This window comes from Sphaerisporangium flaviroseum, assembly GCF_039537005.1.
GTDB classification, from domain to species: Bacteria; Actinomycetota; Actinomycetes; order Streptosporangiales; family Streptosporangiaceae; genus Sphaerisporangium; species Sphaerisporangium flaviroseum.
Genome location: NZ_BAAAZR010000028.1, coordinates 150046 through 164437, shown reverse-complemented (window position 1 = coordinate 164437; position 14392 = coordinate 150046). Strand labels below are relative to the sequence as shown.

The following is a 14392-nucleotide window of genomic DNA, read 5'->3' as shown; positions in this document are numbered from 1 at the left end:
CCAAGAGCGCGTCTTGACCGTTGATGCCTGGTTCCGCCGCCTGCAGGTCGGCCACGCCGGGTCCGATGCCCCGGGATCCCGGTTGCGCCGGCGGCTCCGCCTGCTGGCGAGCTGCCTGCTCCTTGGAGCGATCGCCTTCAACACCTCGCCCGGTGAGGTGATCGCCGAGACAAAGCTGGACATGGCGGTCAACCCGATCGGTTTCCTCGAACGGGCCGCGCACCTGTGGGACGACGCCTTCTTCGGCCACCTCCAGAACCAGGCGTACGGCTACCTGTTCCCGATGGGCCCCTTCTACGCGCTGTTCAACTGGCTCGACATGCCGCCGTGGAACATCCAGCGGCTGTGGATGACCCTGGTGCTGTGCGCGGCCTTCCTCGGCACCGAGCGGATCGCGCGTGCGCTGGGGATCGGCACCCCGAACACCAGGATCCTGGGCGGCCTCGTCTACGCCCTGGCGCCGCACGCGCTCGCGCTCATCGGCGTCAACTCCTCGGAGTTCCAGCCCAGCGCGGTGCTGCCCTGGATCCTGCTGCCGCTCGTGCGCGGCACCCAGGAGAGCATCAGCCCCCGCCGCGCCGCCGCGCTGTCGGCCCTGGCGTTCCTGTTCGCCGGGGGCATCAACGCCGCCGCCGAACTCGCCGTCCTCGTCGTGCCGCTGCTGTACCTGCTCACCCGCCGGAACGGTCCGCGCAAACGGCGGCTGCTGATCTGGTGGCTCGTCTGCGTCGCGGCCGTCTCGATGTGGTGGCTGGTCCCGCTGGTGCTGCTCGGCCGCTACATCTTCTCCTTCCTGCCCTTCATCGAGACGGCGAACGCGACCACGGGCGTGACGTCTCTGCTCAACACGCTGAGGGGCACCTCCAGCTGGATCTCCTTCCTCCCCGTCGACGGCAGGCCGTGGCTGCCCGCCGCCTACGACCAGGCGACCCGGCCGTGGCTGATCCTCGTCACCGCCGCGATCGCCGCCCTCGGCCTCGCGGGGCTGATCCGCCGCTCCACGCCCGAGCGGACGTTCCTGGTGCTGTCCGTGCTCGCCGGAGTGGTGATCGTCACCGCGGGGCACGCGGGCGCGCTCACGTTCCCCTGGACCGAGCAGGTCAAGGGCCTGCTCGACGGCCCGCTCGCCCCCTTCCGCAACCTCCACAAGTTCGACGCCCTGCTGCGGCTTCCGCTCGCGCTCGGCCTGGCCGCCCTCCCGGCGTGGCGCCCGCAAGGGGCCCGGCTGCGGCTGGCGGCCGCGAGCGCCGGGCTGGCCGGGCTCGCCGTGCTGCCCGTCGCCACCTCCGGGATCACCCCGGCGGGCGCGTTCACCGACCTGCCCTCCTACTGGCGCGACGCCGCCACCTGGCTGAACGGCAACACCGGTCAGGGGATGGTGCTCGCGGTTCCCGGCTCCAAACGTGGCGAGTACCTGTGGGGACGGCCGCTGGACGAGCCCATGCAGTCGCTGCTGACCGTCCGCTGGGCCACGCACTCCAACGTGCCGTGGGGCTCGGCAGGGCTGGCGCGCCTGCTGCAGGCGGTGGACGAACGCTTCTCCAACGGCGAGGGATCGAAGGGGCTCACCCTCGCCCTGCGCCGCATCGGGGTGAAGTACCTGCTCGTCCGCAACGACCTGGCCCGGGACACCATCGGCTCGGCCTGGCCGGCCCGCGTCCACCAGACCCTGGAGGACTCCGAGGGGCTCCTACGGGTGGCGCAGTTCGGCCCCCTGGTCGGGCAGATCTCCAACACGACGGCCTCGAACTGGTTCGACCAGGCCTACCCGGCCCTCGAGGTCTACGCGGTGCCCGATCCCGCGCCGATCGTAGGGACCGTTCCCGCCGACGCCACGCTCCGGATGGCGGGCGCCCCCGAAGGCGTGCTGGCCATGGCCGAGCAGGGGGTGCTCGACGACGACGCGCCGGTCCTGGTCGGGGACGAGCCCGGAGCCTCGTCGGTGCCCGTCAAGAGGACGGTGGTCACCGACACGCTGCGGCGGCGGCAGATGGTCTTCGGCGACGTCCGCCGCAGCACCGGCCCCACCCTGTCCGAGAACGGGAGACTGGACCAGACCACGGACCTGCTCGACCCGGCCTGGGCCTCCGCCACCGCCTCCGCGCGCTACCTGGGCATCACCGACGTCCGGGCGTCCTCCTCGGACGCGGACACCACCGCCGCGTCGGGGGAGCGCGACCCGGGACGGCTGCCGTACGCGGCGTTCGACGGCGACGCGCGCACCGGCTGGCGGTCGGACGGGTGGAACGGCGCGCTCGGCGAGTGGCTGGAGGCGCGCTTCGTCGAGCCGATCCCGATGAAGGACATCACCCTCGCCTTCGAGCAGGGCCCGATCGGCCCGCCCGTCGCCGAGGTGGAGCTTTCGACCGCGACGGGAACCCGGCGCGTGCCCGTACGGCAGACCACCGATCCGCAGCTGTTCACCCCGCCGTCGGGGGACACCACGTGGCTGCGCATCAAGATCACCAAGCTGGCCTACCAGCCGGAGAACGCGTTCGGCAGCCGCGTGGGCATCACCGAGGTCGCCGTCCCGGGCGTTCAGCCCGCCCGGGCCATCGCCGCCCCCGGCCTGCCCGAGGGGCGCGCCGACGCGGGCACCGTGCTGCTCACCTCGCAGGGGAAGGCGCCGGCCTGCATGCGTGGCTCGTCCGCCTGGACCTGCTCGCGCCGGCTGGAGATCCTCGGTGAGGACGGCTACAGCTTCGAGCGGCTGTTCGCGGTCAACACCAACCAGACGCGCACGCTGAGCGGCACGGCGGTGCTCACCGATCCGCGGTCGGCCGACCTGCTCACCACGCTGCCGCACGCCTACCCCCACGTGACCGCGTCCTCCACCATCACCGACTATCCGGCCGTACTCGGGCGGTCGGCCATGGACGGTGACGTGCGGACGCTGTGGTACGCCCAGCCGTTCGACCGGCGCCCCACGCTGTCGATAGACCTCGGCAGGAACGTGCGGTTCAAGCAGATCAAGGTGCTGTTCCCCGACTCGTTCCTCGGCAAGCCGCCGGTGAAGATCACGATCCGCACGGGCGCGCGCACGGTCCAGGCGTGGGTGGGCGGCGACGGGCGCGTGGCGTTCCCGGCGATCACGGCACGGCGGTTCAGCATCGAGTTCACCGCGCCTGCCTCCAGGTCCATCGAGGTCACCGAGATCACCATCCCGGGCGTACGGTCGCTCGGTCAGCTCGGCGGCTTCCCGCTGCGGCTGCCCTGCGGTTACGGGCCGACACTGGAGGTCGACGGGAACACCGTGCCGACCCGCATCGTCGGCGGGACGCTCAACGACGTGCTCAGCGGCCGCCCGCTCACCTACGCCGGGTGCTCGCCGGTGCGGCTCATCCCGGGGATGACCTGGGTGAGCTCGGGCTTCAACGACGCCTTCCGCGTCAGGTCGGTCGTGCTGCGAGGGGAGTCCGCCGCCGACGACGGCACCACCAAGGTGCGGCCGGCCAGGGTCGACGCCTGGGGCGCGGAGGAGCGGAAGCTCACCGTCTCGCCGGGTGAGCGCTCCTACCTGGTCGTCAACGAGAACTACAACTCCGGCTGGCACGCCTACCTGAAGGGAGCCGAGCTGGCGCCGGCGCGCCTGGACGGCTGGCGGCAGGCGTGGGTCGTGCCCGCCGGAGGCGGGAGCGTGACGCTCCGCTACGAGCCCGACGCGCCCTACCGGACGGCCCTGCTGGTCGGGCTCGCCCTCATCCTGGCCGTCGCCGTGGCGGCGCTGATACGTGGCAGAGCCGGGCGCCGCCCGCCGGCGGTGGGCCCCGGAGGGCTCAGGGCCCGCTGGGTCCTGCTCGCCGCGCCGCTGATCGGGCTGTGGATCGGCGGGCCGGCCGGGGCCGTGCTGCTGTCGGCGCTGGGTCTGGTGGGGGTGTGGCTTCCCCGCGTGCTCGCCGCCCAGCACGCCGGCGGCAGCCGGTCCCGGCGCGTGGCCAGGGTGGCCCTGTCTCCCTGGGTGCCCGCGTCGGCGCTCGTGCTTGCGGGGCTGTGCGCCGCGCTGGGAACCGCGTTCCAGATCGAGCAGCTCACCGGCCCGGTGCCCCAGATCTGCTGCCTCGTGGTGGTCGCCCGGCTGCTGGTCGCCGTACCCGATGCCCAGCGTCTCCCGACCCCGCGGACCGCCGTCAAGCGGCCCCATGAACCCACGCTGAGCGAGGTGGGCGCGTGACGCCCATGCAGGCGCTCAGGGTCGTCCCCTACGTCGTGGTGGCGTTCCTGCTGACGATGGCGGTGCTGCTGCGGTACTACGTCTACGGCGACGGGCTGGTGCTGCCCCTGGAGCAGCGCAGGATCTCGCACCTCGCGGCCCCCGCCGCCACCTACCTGGACACCGCGACGCTCCAGGTGCGCACCGGCGTGCCCGTGACCAGCACCGTCTCGCTGTACGGGGACCCGGCGGCCGGTGACGCGCGTACCGCGGTGTGGGTGGAGTTCTCCTCGCTGGAGACGGGATACGGCCAGCGGATCGACTACCACGAGCGCCGCACCGCCTTCGACCGGCGCACCGGGCTGGCGGTCGACTGCTGCAACGGGTACATCGACGACGACACCGCGATCAAGCAGACGGGCCTGGCGTTCCGCCTGCCGTACGGGGCTGAGCCGCGTGGGTACCCCATCTTCGACCCGGTGCTCAAGCGCCAGGTCACCCTGCGCTACGAGCGGGAGGAGGCGGTCGAGGGCCTGCCAGCCTACCGCTACTCCTACACCGTCGGCCCGGCCAAGGTGGAGGACCTGCCCGACCAGATCCCGGGCACGGTGCTCGGCCTGCCGGAGAGGGGCCTGGTCGCCGTGGCCAGGTACGTGCGGATCACACGGACCCTGTGGGTGGAGCCCGAGAGCGGCCTGCCGGTCCGGGTCCGGGAGCAGCGGGTGGACACCCTGCGCACCCCCGACCAGGTCGACCGCGTGGTCAGCTTCCAGGCCGACCAGGTCACCGAGCCGGGGGACGTGGACGCGCAGGTGGCCGAGGCCGCCGGGTTCCGGCGGTGGGCCATCCTGATCCGTGACGTGTTCCCGGTCGTCTGCCTCGTCCTTGGGTTCCTGGTCATCCCGGTCACCGTGGCGGTGCGGATGCGCCGCCGCCGCGCGCGGGCGAAGAGGTCAGCGGCGGCGCAGGACGAGAAGCAGGTTCCAGGACACGATCTCGCGGATGCCGGGTAGCCGGACCACGCCCGTGGCCCACTCCGGGTGGTAGCGGGGCCGGGCGTCGAGCACCTCGGCGTCGGTGCGCGATCGGGCCCAGCGAAGGGCGCCGGCCACCGAGACGGGGTAGAGGCTCTCCCCGTACACGTTCTTGGGACGGTGGCCCTCGCGGCGCGTGTAGCGGCGCGCTGCCCTGTGCCCCCCGAGGTAGTGCCAGGGCGAGGTCTCGTGGCCGCCCCACGGCGAGAGCCAGTTGGTGAACGACAGGTAGATGACGCCACCCGGCCGGGTGACCCGGACCATCTCGGCCGCCATGCGCCAGGGGTCGGGGACGTGCTCCAGCACGTTGGAGGAGAAGCAGACGTCCACCGAGGCGTCCTTCAGCGGGATGTCCAGGGCGCTTCCGAGTACCGCGCCCTCGGGGACGGCGCCGTCCCGCGCCATCATCTCCCCGGCGTCGCAGTCGACGCACAGCGTCCTCGCGCCGTGCGCCCGCAGGACCTCGGTGAAGTACCCGGGGCCGCCTCCCACGTCGGCCACGAGCGCGCCCGAGAGGTCGGTGTAGGTGGACAGCTGGGCGGCCGTGTCCCGGGCGAGCATGCCGTAGAAGAAGTCCGGATCCGTCTGCTCTTTGCGGAAGGCGGCCAGCAGCCGGACCGACCGGGCGAGCGAGGCGCGGAAGGGCGCGTTCGAGGTCTCCACGTCTGCTTCCATTCGCCGGATTGGTGAATGTCCGGGAGCATAACACTGCGTTGCGCCTGATTTGCGTGGCTCGTAGGGTGTTCGTTACTCGGGGGTAGCAACCGAGACGTGATCGGAGGAACCGTTGCCGCGGACCATGGAGGTCGAGCAGCCGGAGCGACCGACCGTACGCAACGCCTACCCGGCATGGCCGGCACGCCTGGGGAACCCCGTGCTGCTGCTCGGCACGCTTCTGGTGGCCGCTTCGATGGCCCTGCGCGTTCCCATCCTGCGCAGTGCCTACTTCATCGAGGACGACCTGCTGTTCGTCGGCGACGCCTACGAGCACGACCTGACGTTCAACTTCCTGTTCCGCGTCCACAAGGGCCATCTGATGCCCGGAGCGCTCGGGCTGACGTGGGTGGAGTCCCGGCTCGCCGCCTACGACTGGCTGCTGGTCGCGTCGGTGACGTTCCTCCTCCAGGCGCTGGTCGCGGTGCTGATGTTCCGCCTGCTGTGGTCGATGTTCGGCCCGAGGGCCGGCATCCTGCTGCCGCTCGCGGTGTACCTGTTCTGCCCGCTCACGATCCCGGCCTTCAGCTGGTGGTCGGCGGCGATCAACGCGGTCCCGCTGCAGCTGGCGATGGTGCTCGCGTTGTCGGCGCAGCTCCGCCACGTGCGGGGCGAGGGCACCAGGCACGCCTGGAAGGCCCTGGCCTGGGTGGTGTTCGGCATGGCGTTCAGCACCAAGGGCGTCTTCCTGCCCCTGCTGCTGTTCGCGTTCACCACCGCCTACCTGCGGCCACGGCGTACGGACGAGGCAGGCTGGTTCACCTCCATGGCGCGGGAACTCCGTGAGCGCTGGCAGCTGTGGGCCGTCCACGTCCTGCTGATGGGCGGCTACACGGCGCTCTACCTGTCGCGCCAGTACACCGCGCCGGGAGAGGGCGCGGCCGTTCCCAAGCCGGGCGTCACCGCCGATCTGCTCGGCACGCTGCTGGGCCGTACCCTCCCCGCGGGCGTGGTGGGCGGTCCGCTGTCGTGGGGGCCGGTACCCCTGCCGTCCACGGGCGGCATGGCCGATCCCTCCCCGTTCCTCGTCGTCGCCGCCTGGGTGGTGATCGCCGTCCTGGTGGCCGCCACGCTCCTCTACCGCCGCCGGGCGGCGCGTGCGTGGATCATCGTCGCGGCCTACCTGCTGTTCGTCGACGCCATCCCCACGGTGATCGCCCGGGGCAGCGCGCTCGGGCTGGTCGGGGCGGAGACCCGCTACGTGGCCGACGCGGTGGTGGTGTTCGCGATCTGCCTCGGCGCCGCTCTGCTGCCGATGCGCGATGAGCCCGACGCGTACCGGAGGCCCTGGCCGGCCGGGAGCGCCGTTCCCGTCGTGGCCGGGCTGGCCGCCGGGGCGTTTCTGGTCATGTCGGTGGTCTCCATCGAGAACTTCCGCCAGACGCTGTCCGGAGACAAGGTCGAGAACTACCTCGGGAACGTGCGGACGGCGCTGGCCAAGGCCCCGGCGGACACGGTGATCTTCTCGCGGCCCCTGCCGGATGCCATCGTGCTGCCCTGGAACGGGGCGCGCCGCCTCAGCCACCGCCTGCTCGCCCCGCTCGCCTCGCCCGCGCTCCGCGCCGGGATGCGCGTGCCGGAGCCCTCGGACCACGCGATGGTCTTCGACGACTCCGGCCGGCTCGTCCCGGTGAGCGTCGCCCCCAGCTTCGCCCAGGTGCCCCCGCCGAAGAGAAAGTGCCTGCCGACCCTGGACGGCGCGGTCTACTACCCGGAGGCCGTGAGCTGGGGCGGTCCTGATGGCGTGGCGGGGCTCGCCTACTCGGCCAGGCGCCCGACCTCGGTCTCCATCGAGGTCAGCGGCCAGAGCCAGCAGCTCAACCTCTCGGCGACATCGGGACGGCTGGTGCACTTCCCGATCCTGACCCCGGGCAAGGGGCTGCTCCTCAGGATCGACGACCCCTCGGCGGGGGTCTGCCTCAGAGGGTTCGCCCTTGGGGCAGCGGTTCCGGTGAACGCGCCGCCGCCGCCGCAGGGGACGACGGCGACGACGGTACCGCCGACGACGGCACCGACGACGGCACCGACGACGGCGCCGCCACGGACGACGGCGCCGCCACGGACGACGGCGCCGCCACGGACGACTCCGACGCCGACGAGGAGCCCGGGCGCAGGAAGCGGATGAGGCCGCGTGCCGGCTCCTCGATGTACCGGTAGGTGAGCGCGGCGAGCCCGGTCGTCAGCGCCGCGACCATGACGAGGTTGACCAGGAAGTTCCCCGAGAACGGCCGCTGCTCGGTGAGGTCGTACCACAGGTAGAGCGCGACGAACTGCCAGAGGAAGACCCCGTACGAGATGCGCCCGAAGAAGCGCATCACCGGATTGCCGAGCAGGCGGCCGACGGGAGCGTCCGCGCGCGACAGCAGGGCGCACGGCGCCACCAGGCACGCGGCGATCGTGCTGTAGAGCACAAGCTCGAACAAGCCGCTCCAGACCCCGTCGACGCCGGAGAACCTGGTGCCGGTCACCGGGGAGGCCGCGACCGCGTACGCCAGGCCGGCGACCAGCCACAGCGTGCCGGGCGAGGCGTTCACGGCGCGGACGAAGCGCCCGGCAGGCCCGTCCTGCTCCTGCCGCGCCCACACAGACACCACGGCCAGGGCCATGCCGGGCGCGAAGAACGTCCACGCGCGCGGCAGCCAGGTGTTCATGTACGGCCGGTACTCGGGGTAGTAGCTCAGCACCGTCCACAGGTAGGAGATCGCGGCGAGCGCGGCGAGCCCGAGCAGCAGCCGCTTGGCCCGGCGCCCGGCGTCGGCCCCGCCCCGGCGCGCGAACATGGCGAGCCCGGCCGCCACGAGGGGAAGCACGATGTAGAACGCCGCCTCCACGCACAGGCTCCACATCTGCGCGAGCCCCTTGGGACCGAGACCGAACCACCAGGGGTTCGTCTCGTAGTTGTGGGCGAGGAACACCATCTGCAGCCAGGTCTTGACGTCACCGAGGTGGTCGCGCGACCACAGCAGCATGGCGACGACGACGACCAGCCAGTAGGCGGGCAGGATGCGCAGTGCCCGCTTGATCAGGTAGGTCCTGGTGCCGGGCGGCCGGGTCCCCTCCAGCACGGCTCTGGCGTAGGGCCTGTAGAGAAGCAGCCCGGAGAGCGTGAAGAAGATCGGGACGGCCACGTCACCGCGTGAGAGCAGGGCGCCGAGGAAATTGTTCTCCAGGGCGGTGGCCGACTCGATGGCGACGTGGAAGATCAGGACCGCGAAGGCGGCGACGGCGCGCATCCCGTCGAGCGCGTCGAGGTGTCCCGACGTCGACGGTGGTCCATCCGCGCGGGCGCCCAATGTAGAACCTGTTTCTGTCACTTTTCAGCATCCCTCGTGACGTGGGGTCACTCGCCCAACTAACATATCCCGAAATAGAACTTTGTTTCAGGACATATCGCCGCGCGGCCCGCCCCCGCGCGTACCGTCACATTGTCGTGATCAAGCACATCCCCGCCGGCCGGACCCACCGTCCGGCGGGCACCCCCAGGAGGAACGATGGGCCGCGTCGTCGGAATTGTTCTCTTAGGAGTCGGTACGTTCCTCATCGCCCTGGCTCCGCTCGTCCGGTTCCAGGTGGCAGAGAAGCTCATCGCCGCTCCCGCAGACCAGTACGGCATCACGAAGCTGACCGCCGACAACGCCCAGTACTTCAGTGCTGGTGATCTGAAGGTGCTCAACGCAACCCTGGAGATCACCGTCACGACCCGCGGGGACGTCACGGACGCCAAGGACGACAGGGTCGTCTGGGATCAGTTCACCTCGGTCAGTGACGTGACCAACAGCAGGCCCGGCATCTCCATGACGGAGTTCCGCAGCGCGTTCAACAAGTACACCGGTGCGGCGGTCAACTGCTGCGGGGCCAGCATCGACAAGCAGCCGGTGACGCTGGAGGGGCAGATCTTCCTGTTCCCGTTCGGCGCCGAGAAGAAGACCTACCGCGTGTTCAACTCCAGCACGGGCAAGGCCTACGACGCCAGGTTCGTCAGCGAGGACACGGTCAACGGCCTCGCGGTCTACAAGTACGAGCAGGCCGTTCCCCCCACCAAGACCCAGACCCTGACCGCTCCGGCCTCCGTGATGGGAATGACGGAGGCCGGTGACGTGCAGGTCGACCGCTGGTACGACGGCACGACCACCTACTGGGTGGAGCCGACCAGCGGCGTGCCCGTCAGGCAGGAGCAGCAGCGTCACGAGGTGCTGAAGACGCAGGACGGCGTCGAGCGCAAGCCCGCCCTGATCGCCACCGCCAGGTTCACCCCCGAGACCACCGCCGACCTGGTGAAGAAGGCCACCGACTCCAAGAACCAGATCGCCCTCATCAAGACCACCGTCCCGCTGGTCCTGTTCGTCGTCGGGTTGCTGGTCGTCCTCGCCGGAGCCTTCCTCGTCGTACGGAGGCGTCCCGCGCCGGCGCGGCGTGGGAGCGCCGAGGATTCGTGACGACGGGACACGCCGAAGTGCGGCCGCCGGACACCGTTCCGGCGGCCGTGGGCGTGGGTGCCCGGATCCGGGGATTCGCGCGCGCGTGCCGCCCGCGGCAGTGGCTGAAGAACGTCCTGGTCTTCGCCGCCCCGGCCGCCGCCGGGGTGCTGACCACCCCGGCCGGGCTGCTCGACGCCATGGTGGCGTTCATCGCGTTCTGCATGGCGGCCAGCGGGGCGTACCTGCTCAACGACGCCGCCGACGCCGAGGCGGACCGGCGCCATCCGCGTAAGCGCCTGCGCCCCATCGCCGCCGGCATCGTGCCGGTGAGGGTGGCGCGGGTGGCGGGCGCCCTGTTCATCGTCGCGGCGCCCGCGTTCGCGGCGCTCGCCGGGGGCTGGCGCCTGCCGGCGGTCGTGGCCGGATACCTGGTCCTGACGCTGTCCTACACCTACTGGCTCAAGCACGAGGTGATCGTCGACCTCGTCGCCGTCGCGGGATGCCATCTGATCCGGGCCTTCGCCGGCGCGATCGCGGTGAACGTGCCCGTGACGAGCTGGTTCCTCGTGGTGGTCTCGCTCGGCTCGCTGCAGGTGGTGGTGGGCAAGCGGGAGGCCGAGATGCGCAACCAGGGGACGAACGGCACCCGCGCGACCCTGGTGACCTACACCACCAGCTACCTCGCCCACGTCCGCTCCATGGCCTCGGGAGCCATGATCGTCACGTACTGCCTGTGGGCGCTCCAGATCCACGCCGACACCCTCTATGGTGTGAGCATCGTCCCGTTCGTCCTCATCGTGCTCCGGCACAACCTGCTGGTCGACCGGGGTATCGGGGAGGAGCCGGAGGAGCTCGCGCTGCGCGACCGCCCGCTGCAGCTCTACACCGCCCTGCTCATCGTCCTGCTCGTCGTCGGAATCTACGTGCAATGACCTTCCTGACCGGCTGGGGGCGTACCGCACCCACGCCCGCCACGCTCGCCACGCCCCGCACGCCCTCCGAACTGGCGGCCCTGGTCAGCGGAGCCCCCGCACGCGGCCTGATCGCGCGAGGGCTCGGCCGGGCCTATGGCGACGCCGCGCAGAACGCGGGCGGCCTGGTGGTGGACGTCTCGCGGATGGAGCAGCGCTGGTCGCTCGATCCCGCCACGGGCGTGGTGACCGCGTCCGCCGGGATGAGCCTGCACGACCTGATGGGCGCGCTGATCCCCCTGGGCTGGTTCGTCCCTGTCACCCCCGGGACCCGTTACGTCACCGTGGGCGGAGCCGTCGCCGCCGACGTGCACGGCAAGAACCACCACGTGGACTCGTCCCTCGGCGCGCACCTGCGGTCGTTGACGCTGGTCATGGCCGACGGGGCCATTCGCACGCTGCTGCCCGGCGACGAGCTGTTCTGGGCCACCGTGGGCGGCATGGGGCTCACCGGCCTCATCACCGAGGCGAGCTTCACCTGCGTTCCCATCGAGACCTCGCGCGTCCGCGTGGACGTCGAGCGCACCCGCGACCTGGACCACACGCTGGAGCTCATGACGGCCACCGACGCCGGGTACCGCTACACCGTGGCCTGGATCGACCTGCTCGCCCGGGGATCGCGGATGGGGCGCAGCGTGCTGACGCGCGGTGACCACGCCCGGCGCGACGAGGTCCCCGCCGGTGACCCGCTGGCATTCGCCCCCGCCTCGCGGCTGTCCGCCCCGCCCTGGGCGCCGAACGGCCTGCTCAACCGGCTGACCGTACGCGCCTTCAACGAGGCCTGGTACGCCAAGTCCCGCGAACGGCGCATGATCCAGGACCTCGCCCCCTTCTTCCACCCGCTGGACTTCGTCGCGGGATGGAACCGCGTCTACGGGTCGCGGGGGTTCGTGCAGTACCAGTTCGTCGTGCCGTTCGGCCAGGAGGCGACGCTGCGGCGGATCGTGTCGCGGCTCTCGGCGCGGGGGGTGGTGTCCTTCCTGACCGTACTCAAGCGGTTCGGCGCGGGCACGCCGGGCATGCTGTCCTTCCCGCTTCCTGGGTGGACGCTGGCGCTGGACATCCCCGCCGGTCAGGCGGGCCTGTCCGGGCTGCTGCGCGTGTTCGACGAGTGGGTTGCCGAGGCCGGAGGGCGCCTCTACCTCGCCAAGGACTCGCGGATGCGGGCCGAGTTGCTGCCCGCGATGTACCCGCGCCTGTCCGAATGGCGCAAGATACGCGAGAGCGCCGACCCCGGCGAGGTCTTCCGCTCCGACCTGGCAAGGAGACTGTCCCTGTGAAGAACGCCCTGGGCTCGGTGGATTCGGTGCTGCTGCTCGGTGGGCGCAGCGAGATCGGCCTGGCCATCGTCGAGCGGCTCGTCCGCGACGGGGCCAGGCGGGTCGTGCTCGCCGCGCGCGGGGAGGCCGAGGCGGCGTCCGTACGGCTGAAGGGCCTCGGCGCCGACGTGCACGTGCTCGAGTTCGACGCGGCGCGGCCGGAGACGCACGGCCAGGTCATCGCCGCCGCGGCCGACCTGGCGGGGGACCTCGACGTCGTGATCTCGGCCTTCGGCGTGCTGGGGAAGCAGTCCGCCTACGAGGACGATCCGGTGGCGGCGGCCGAGTCGGTGGCGGTCAACTTCGGCGGGCACGTCTCCACCGGCCTGTTCGCCGCCCGCCGCCTGCGCGAGCAGGGCCACGGGACGCTCGTCGTGCTGTCCTCGGTGGCGGGCGTGCGCGTGCGGAGGGCCAACTTCGTGTACGGCGCGGCCAAGGCGGGGCTGGACGGCTTCGCCCAGGGGCTGGGAGACGCTCTGCACGGCTCCGGCGCGCGGGTGATGGTGGTGCGCCCGGGGTTCGTCTCGGGGCGGATGACGGCGGGTATGGCGCCGGGGCCCATGGCCACGACGCCGGGCGTGGTCGCCGATGCCGTCATCGCCGGACTGCGTGCCGGCAGTGAGACCGTCTGGGCGCCGGGGAAGCTCCGCCCGGTGTTCACGGTGATGCGGGCGCTGCCCCGGTCGATCTGGCGCCGCATGCCTCGCTAGAACCTGTTCTCCTATGCGTCGCACGACGGGTTACTCGTGAGTAGACCGGTGCTCTCCCGGGGTCTCGCGACCGCTCAGGGTAGAACGTGTTCTACCTTGGAAACGGGGCTGTGCGGGGCCTTGGTGGTCTGGTGTCCATGGCCGGTCCACAGCCATCCGATGAAGACGCTCGCGCCGATGAGCGCGAGAAGGTACCTCCGCGGCCGGCGCAACGGGGATCAGCTCCCCGGCGCCGCGTCGAGGCGCTCCTCGATGCGCTCGATGCGCTGGGTGAGGGGCTGGAGCTCCTGGCGGACCACCGCCGCCAGCGCCTTGGCCGTGTCCGCCGGTACCGCGCCGGCGGCCTGGCCCTGCGCCCGCAGGTGGACGTAGCCGGCGAGCGCGGCCATGACCGCGCGCCGGGTCAGCCGGGGCTCGGCGCCGAGGGCGCGCAGCACCTGTCCGGCGGTGCCGTCGGGCTCGGTGACCAGGCCCAGCAGCAGGTGCTCGCAGCCGACGTAGTTGTGGCCGAGCGCGGTGGCCTCCGTCACCGCGAGCTCCAGGGCGCCGGCGGCGGGGACGCTGAAGTGCCGCGTCCCGCTCTCGTCGCCGGCCATCGGCTCTGACGTCTGGCGGGCGAGATCGCGGGCCACCTGCTCCGGCTCGATCTCCACGGCCCTGAGCACATGCAGGGCCAGGTTGCCGCCTTCGGCCAGCATGCCGCCGAGCAGGTGCTCGGTGCCCACGCGGGGAGCCCCGCCGGCCCGTGCCTGCTCGATGGCGAGCCTGAGCACCGTCCGCGTCCGCTGGGTGAAGTGCGTCAGGTGCCCGGCCGGGTCGTCCACGTCGAGATCGCCCAGGGCGGTCTCCCGGATGGCGGTGATCCGGCGCACCGCCTGCTCCAGAGCACGCTGGCAGATGGCCGAGACCGGCACCCCCGCCTCCTTGACCGCCTCGGCCAGCTCGTCCGGCAGATAAACGTTGATCTTCGGCATCACTAACGCCCTCCTTTGGGGTTAGCAAGGGGTTATGCCTCCTGTATACTCCCATTGGGGTTATGTTTGCAAGCACTGGTCGACCGCGACGATGCCGTGGCA

General features: G+C 71.6%; 9 protein-coding genes. 6 read left to right on the top strand and 3 right to left on the bottom strand.

The annotated features are described in order from the left end of the window. The first annotated feature begins 13 nt into the window (after positions 1-13). Together ABD810_RS28720 and pgfA (ABD810_RS28715) are read left to right on the top strand one after the other, a co-directional pair. On the top strand, positions 14-4171 hold the full coding sequence (locus ABD810_RS28720) for an alpha-(1->3)-arabinofuranosyltransferase domain-containing protein (RefSeq protein WP_344947223.1): 4158 nt from the start codon (positions 14-16) through the stop codon (positions 4169-4171). A 5-nt stretch (positions 4172-4176) separates the two neighbouring features. Beyond that, a complete protein-coding gene (gene pgfA, locus ABD810_RS28715; protein ID WP_344947846.1) occupies positions 4177-5163 on the top strand; it encodes a cell envelope lipid trafficking protein PgfA in 987 nt (328 codons plus the stop codon). On the opposite strand, the gene ABD810_RS28710 is transcribed toward pgfA (ABD810_RS28715), so the two are convergent. Together ABD810_RS28710 and ABD810_RS28705 are read right to left on the bottom strand one after the other, a co-directional pair. Continuing rightward, positions 5104-5859 carry a class I SAM-dependent methyltransferase gene (locus ABD810_RS28710; RefSeq protein ID WP_425566969.1) on the bottom strand — a complete coding sequence of 252 codons (756 nt, stop codon included), beginning with the start codon at positions 5857-5859 and terminating at the stop codon, positions 5104-5106. The two genes, pgfA (ABD810_RS28715) and ABD810_RS28710, sit on opposite strands and share 60 nt — an antisense overlap. A gap of 1958 nt (positions 5860-7817) precedes the next feature. After that, positions 7818-9212 (bottom strand): acyltransferase family protein, encoded by a 1395-nt coding sequence (locus tag ABD810_RS28705; RefSeq protein ID WP_344947217.1) that lies wholly within the window; start codon positions 9210-9212, stop codon positions 7818-7820. 177 nt (positions 9213-9389) lie between these two features. Between ABD810_RS28705 and pgfA (ABD810_RS28700) the strand changes: the two genes are divergently transcribed. From pgfA (ABD810_RS28700) to dprE2, 4 genes are read left to right on the top strand one after another with little or no spacing between them, the layout of a single operon-like run. Continuing rightward, positions 9390-10334 (top strand): cell envelope lipid trafficking protein PgfA, encoded by a 945-nt coding sequence (gene pgfA / locus ABD810_RS28700; RefSeq protein WP_344947214.1) that lies wholly within the window; start codon positions 9390-9392, stop codon positions 10332-10334. After that, the gene (locus ABD810_RS28695) at positions 10331-11248 is read left to right on the top strand and encodes a decaprenyl-phosphate phosphoribosyltransferase (protein WP_425566968.1); all 918 of its coding nucleotides are present in this window, start codon (positions 10331-10333) and stop codon (positions 11246-11248) included. Before pgfA (ABD810_RS28700) ends, ABD810_RS28695 begins: the two co-directional genes overlap by 4 nt. Further along, complete coding sequence (gene dprE1 / locus ABD810_RS28690) at positions 11245-12567, top strand: FAD-binding oxidoreductase (RefSeq protein ID WP_344947211.1); 1323 nt, start codon at positions 11245-11247, stop codon at positions 12565-12567. Before ABD810_RS28695 ends, dprE1 begins: the two co-directional genes overlap by 4 nt. Further along, a complete protein-coding gene (gene dprE2 / locus ABD810_RS28685; protein ID WP_344947207.1) occupies positions 12564-13316 on the top strand; it encodes a decaprenylphospho-beta-D-erythro-pentofuranosid-2-ulose 2-reductase in 753 nt (250 codons plus the stop codon). Before dprE1 ends, dprE2 begins: the two co-directional genes overlap by 4 nt. A gap of 218 nt (positions 13317-13534) precedes the next feature. Here dprE2 and ABD810_RS28680 read toward each other — a convergent pair whose 3' ends face one another. After that, complete coding sequence (locus ABD810_RS28680) at positions 13535-14290, bottom strand: Clp protease N-terminal domain-containing protein (protein ID WP_344947205.1); 756 nt, start codon at positions 14288-14290, stop codon at positions 13535-13537. Positions 14291-14392: the final 102 nt, after the last annotated feature.

Bases quoted from the DNA above. Each gene is read 5' to 3' on its own strand.
- pgfA (WP_344947846.1), top strand. From the start codon at position 4,177: ATGCAGGCGCTCAGGGTCGTCCCCTACGTCGTGGTGGCGTTCCTGCTG.
- ABD810_RS28710 (WP_425566969.1), bottom strand. From the start codon at position 5,859: ATGGAAGCAGACGTGGAGACCTCGAACGCGCCCTTCCGCGCCTCGCTC.
- pgfA (WP_344947214.1), top strand. From the start codon at position 9,390: ATGGGCCGCGTCGTCGGAATTGTTCTCTTAGGAGTCGGTACGTTCCTC.
- dprE1 (WP_344947211.1), top strand. From the start codon at position 11,245: ATGACCTTCCTGACCGGCTGGGGGCGTACCGCACCCACGCCCGCCACG.
- ABD810_RS28680 (WP_344947205.1), bottom strand. From the start codon at position 14,290: ATGCCGAAGATCAACGTTTATCTGCCGGACGAGCTGGCCGAGGCGGTC.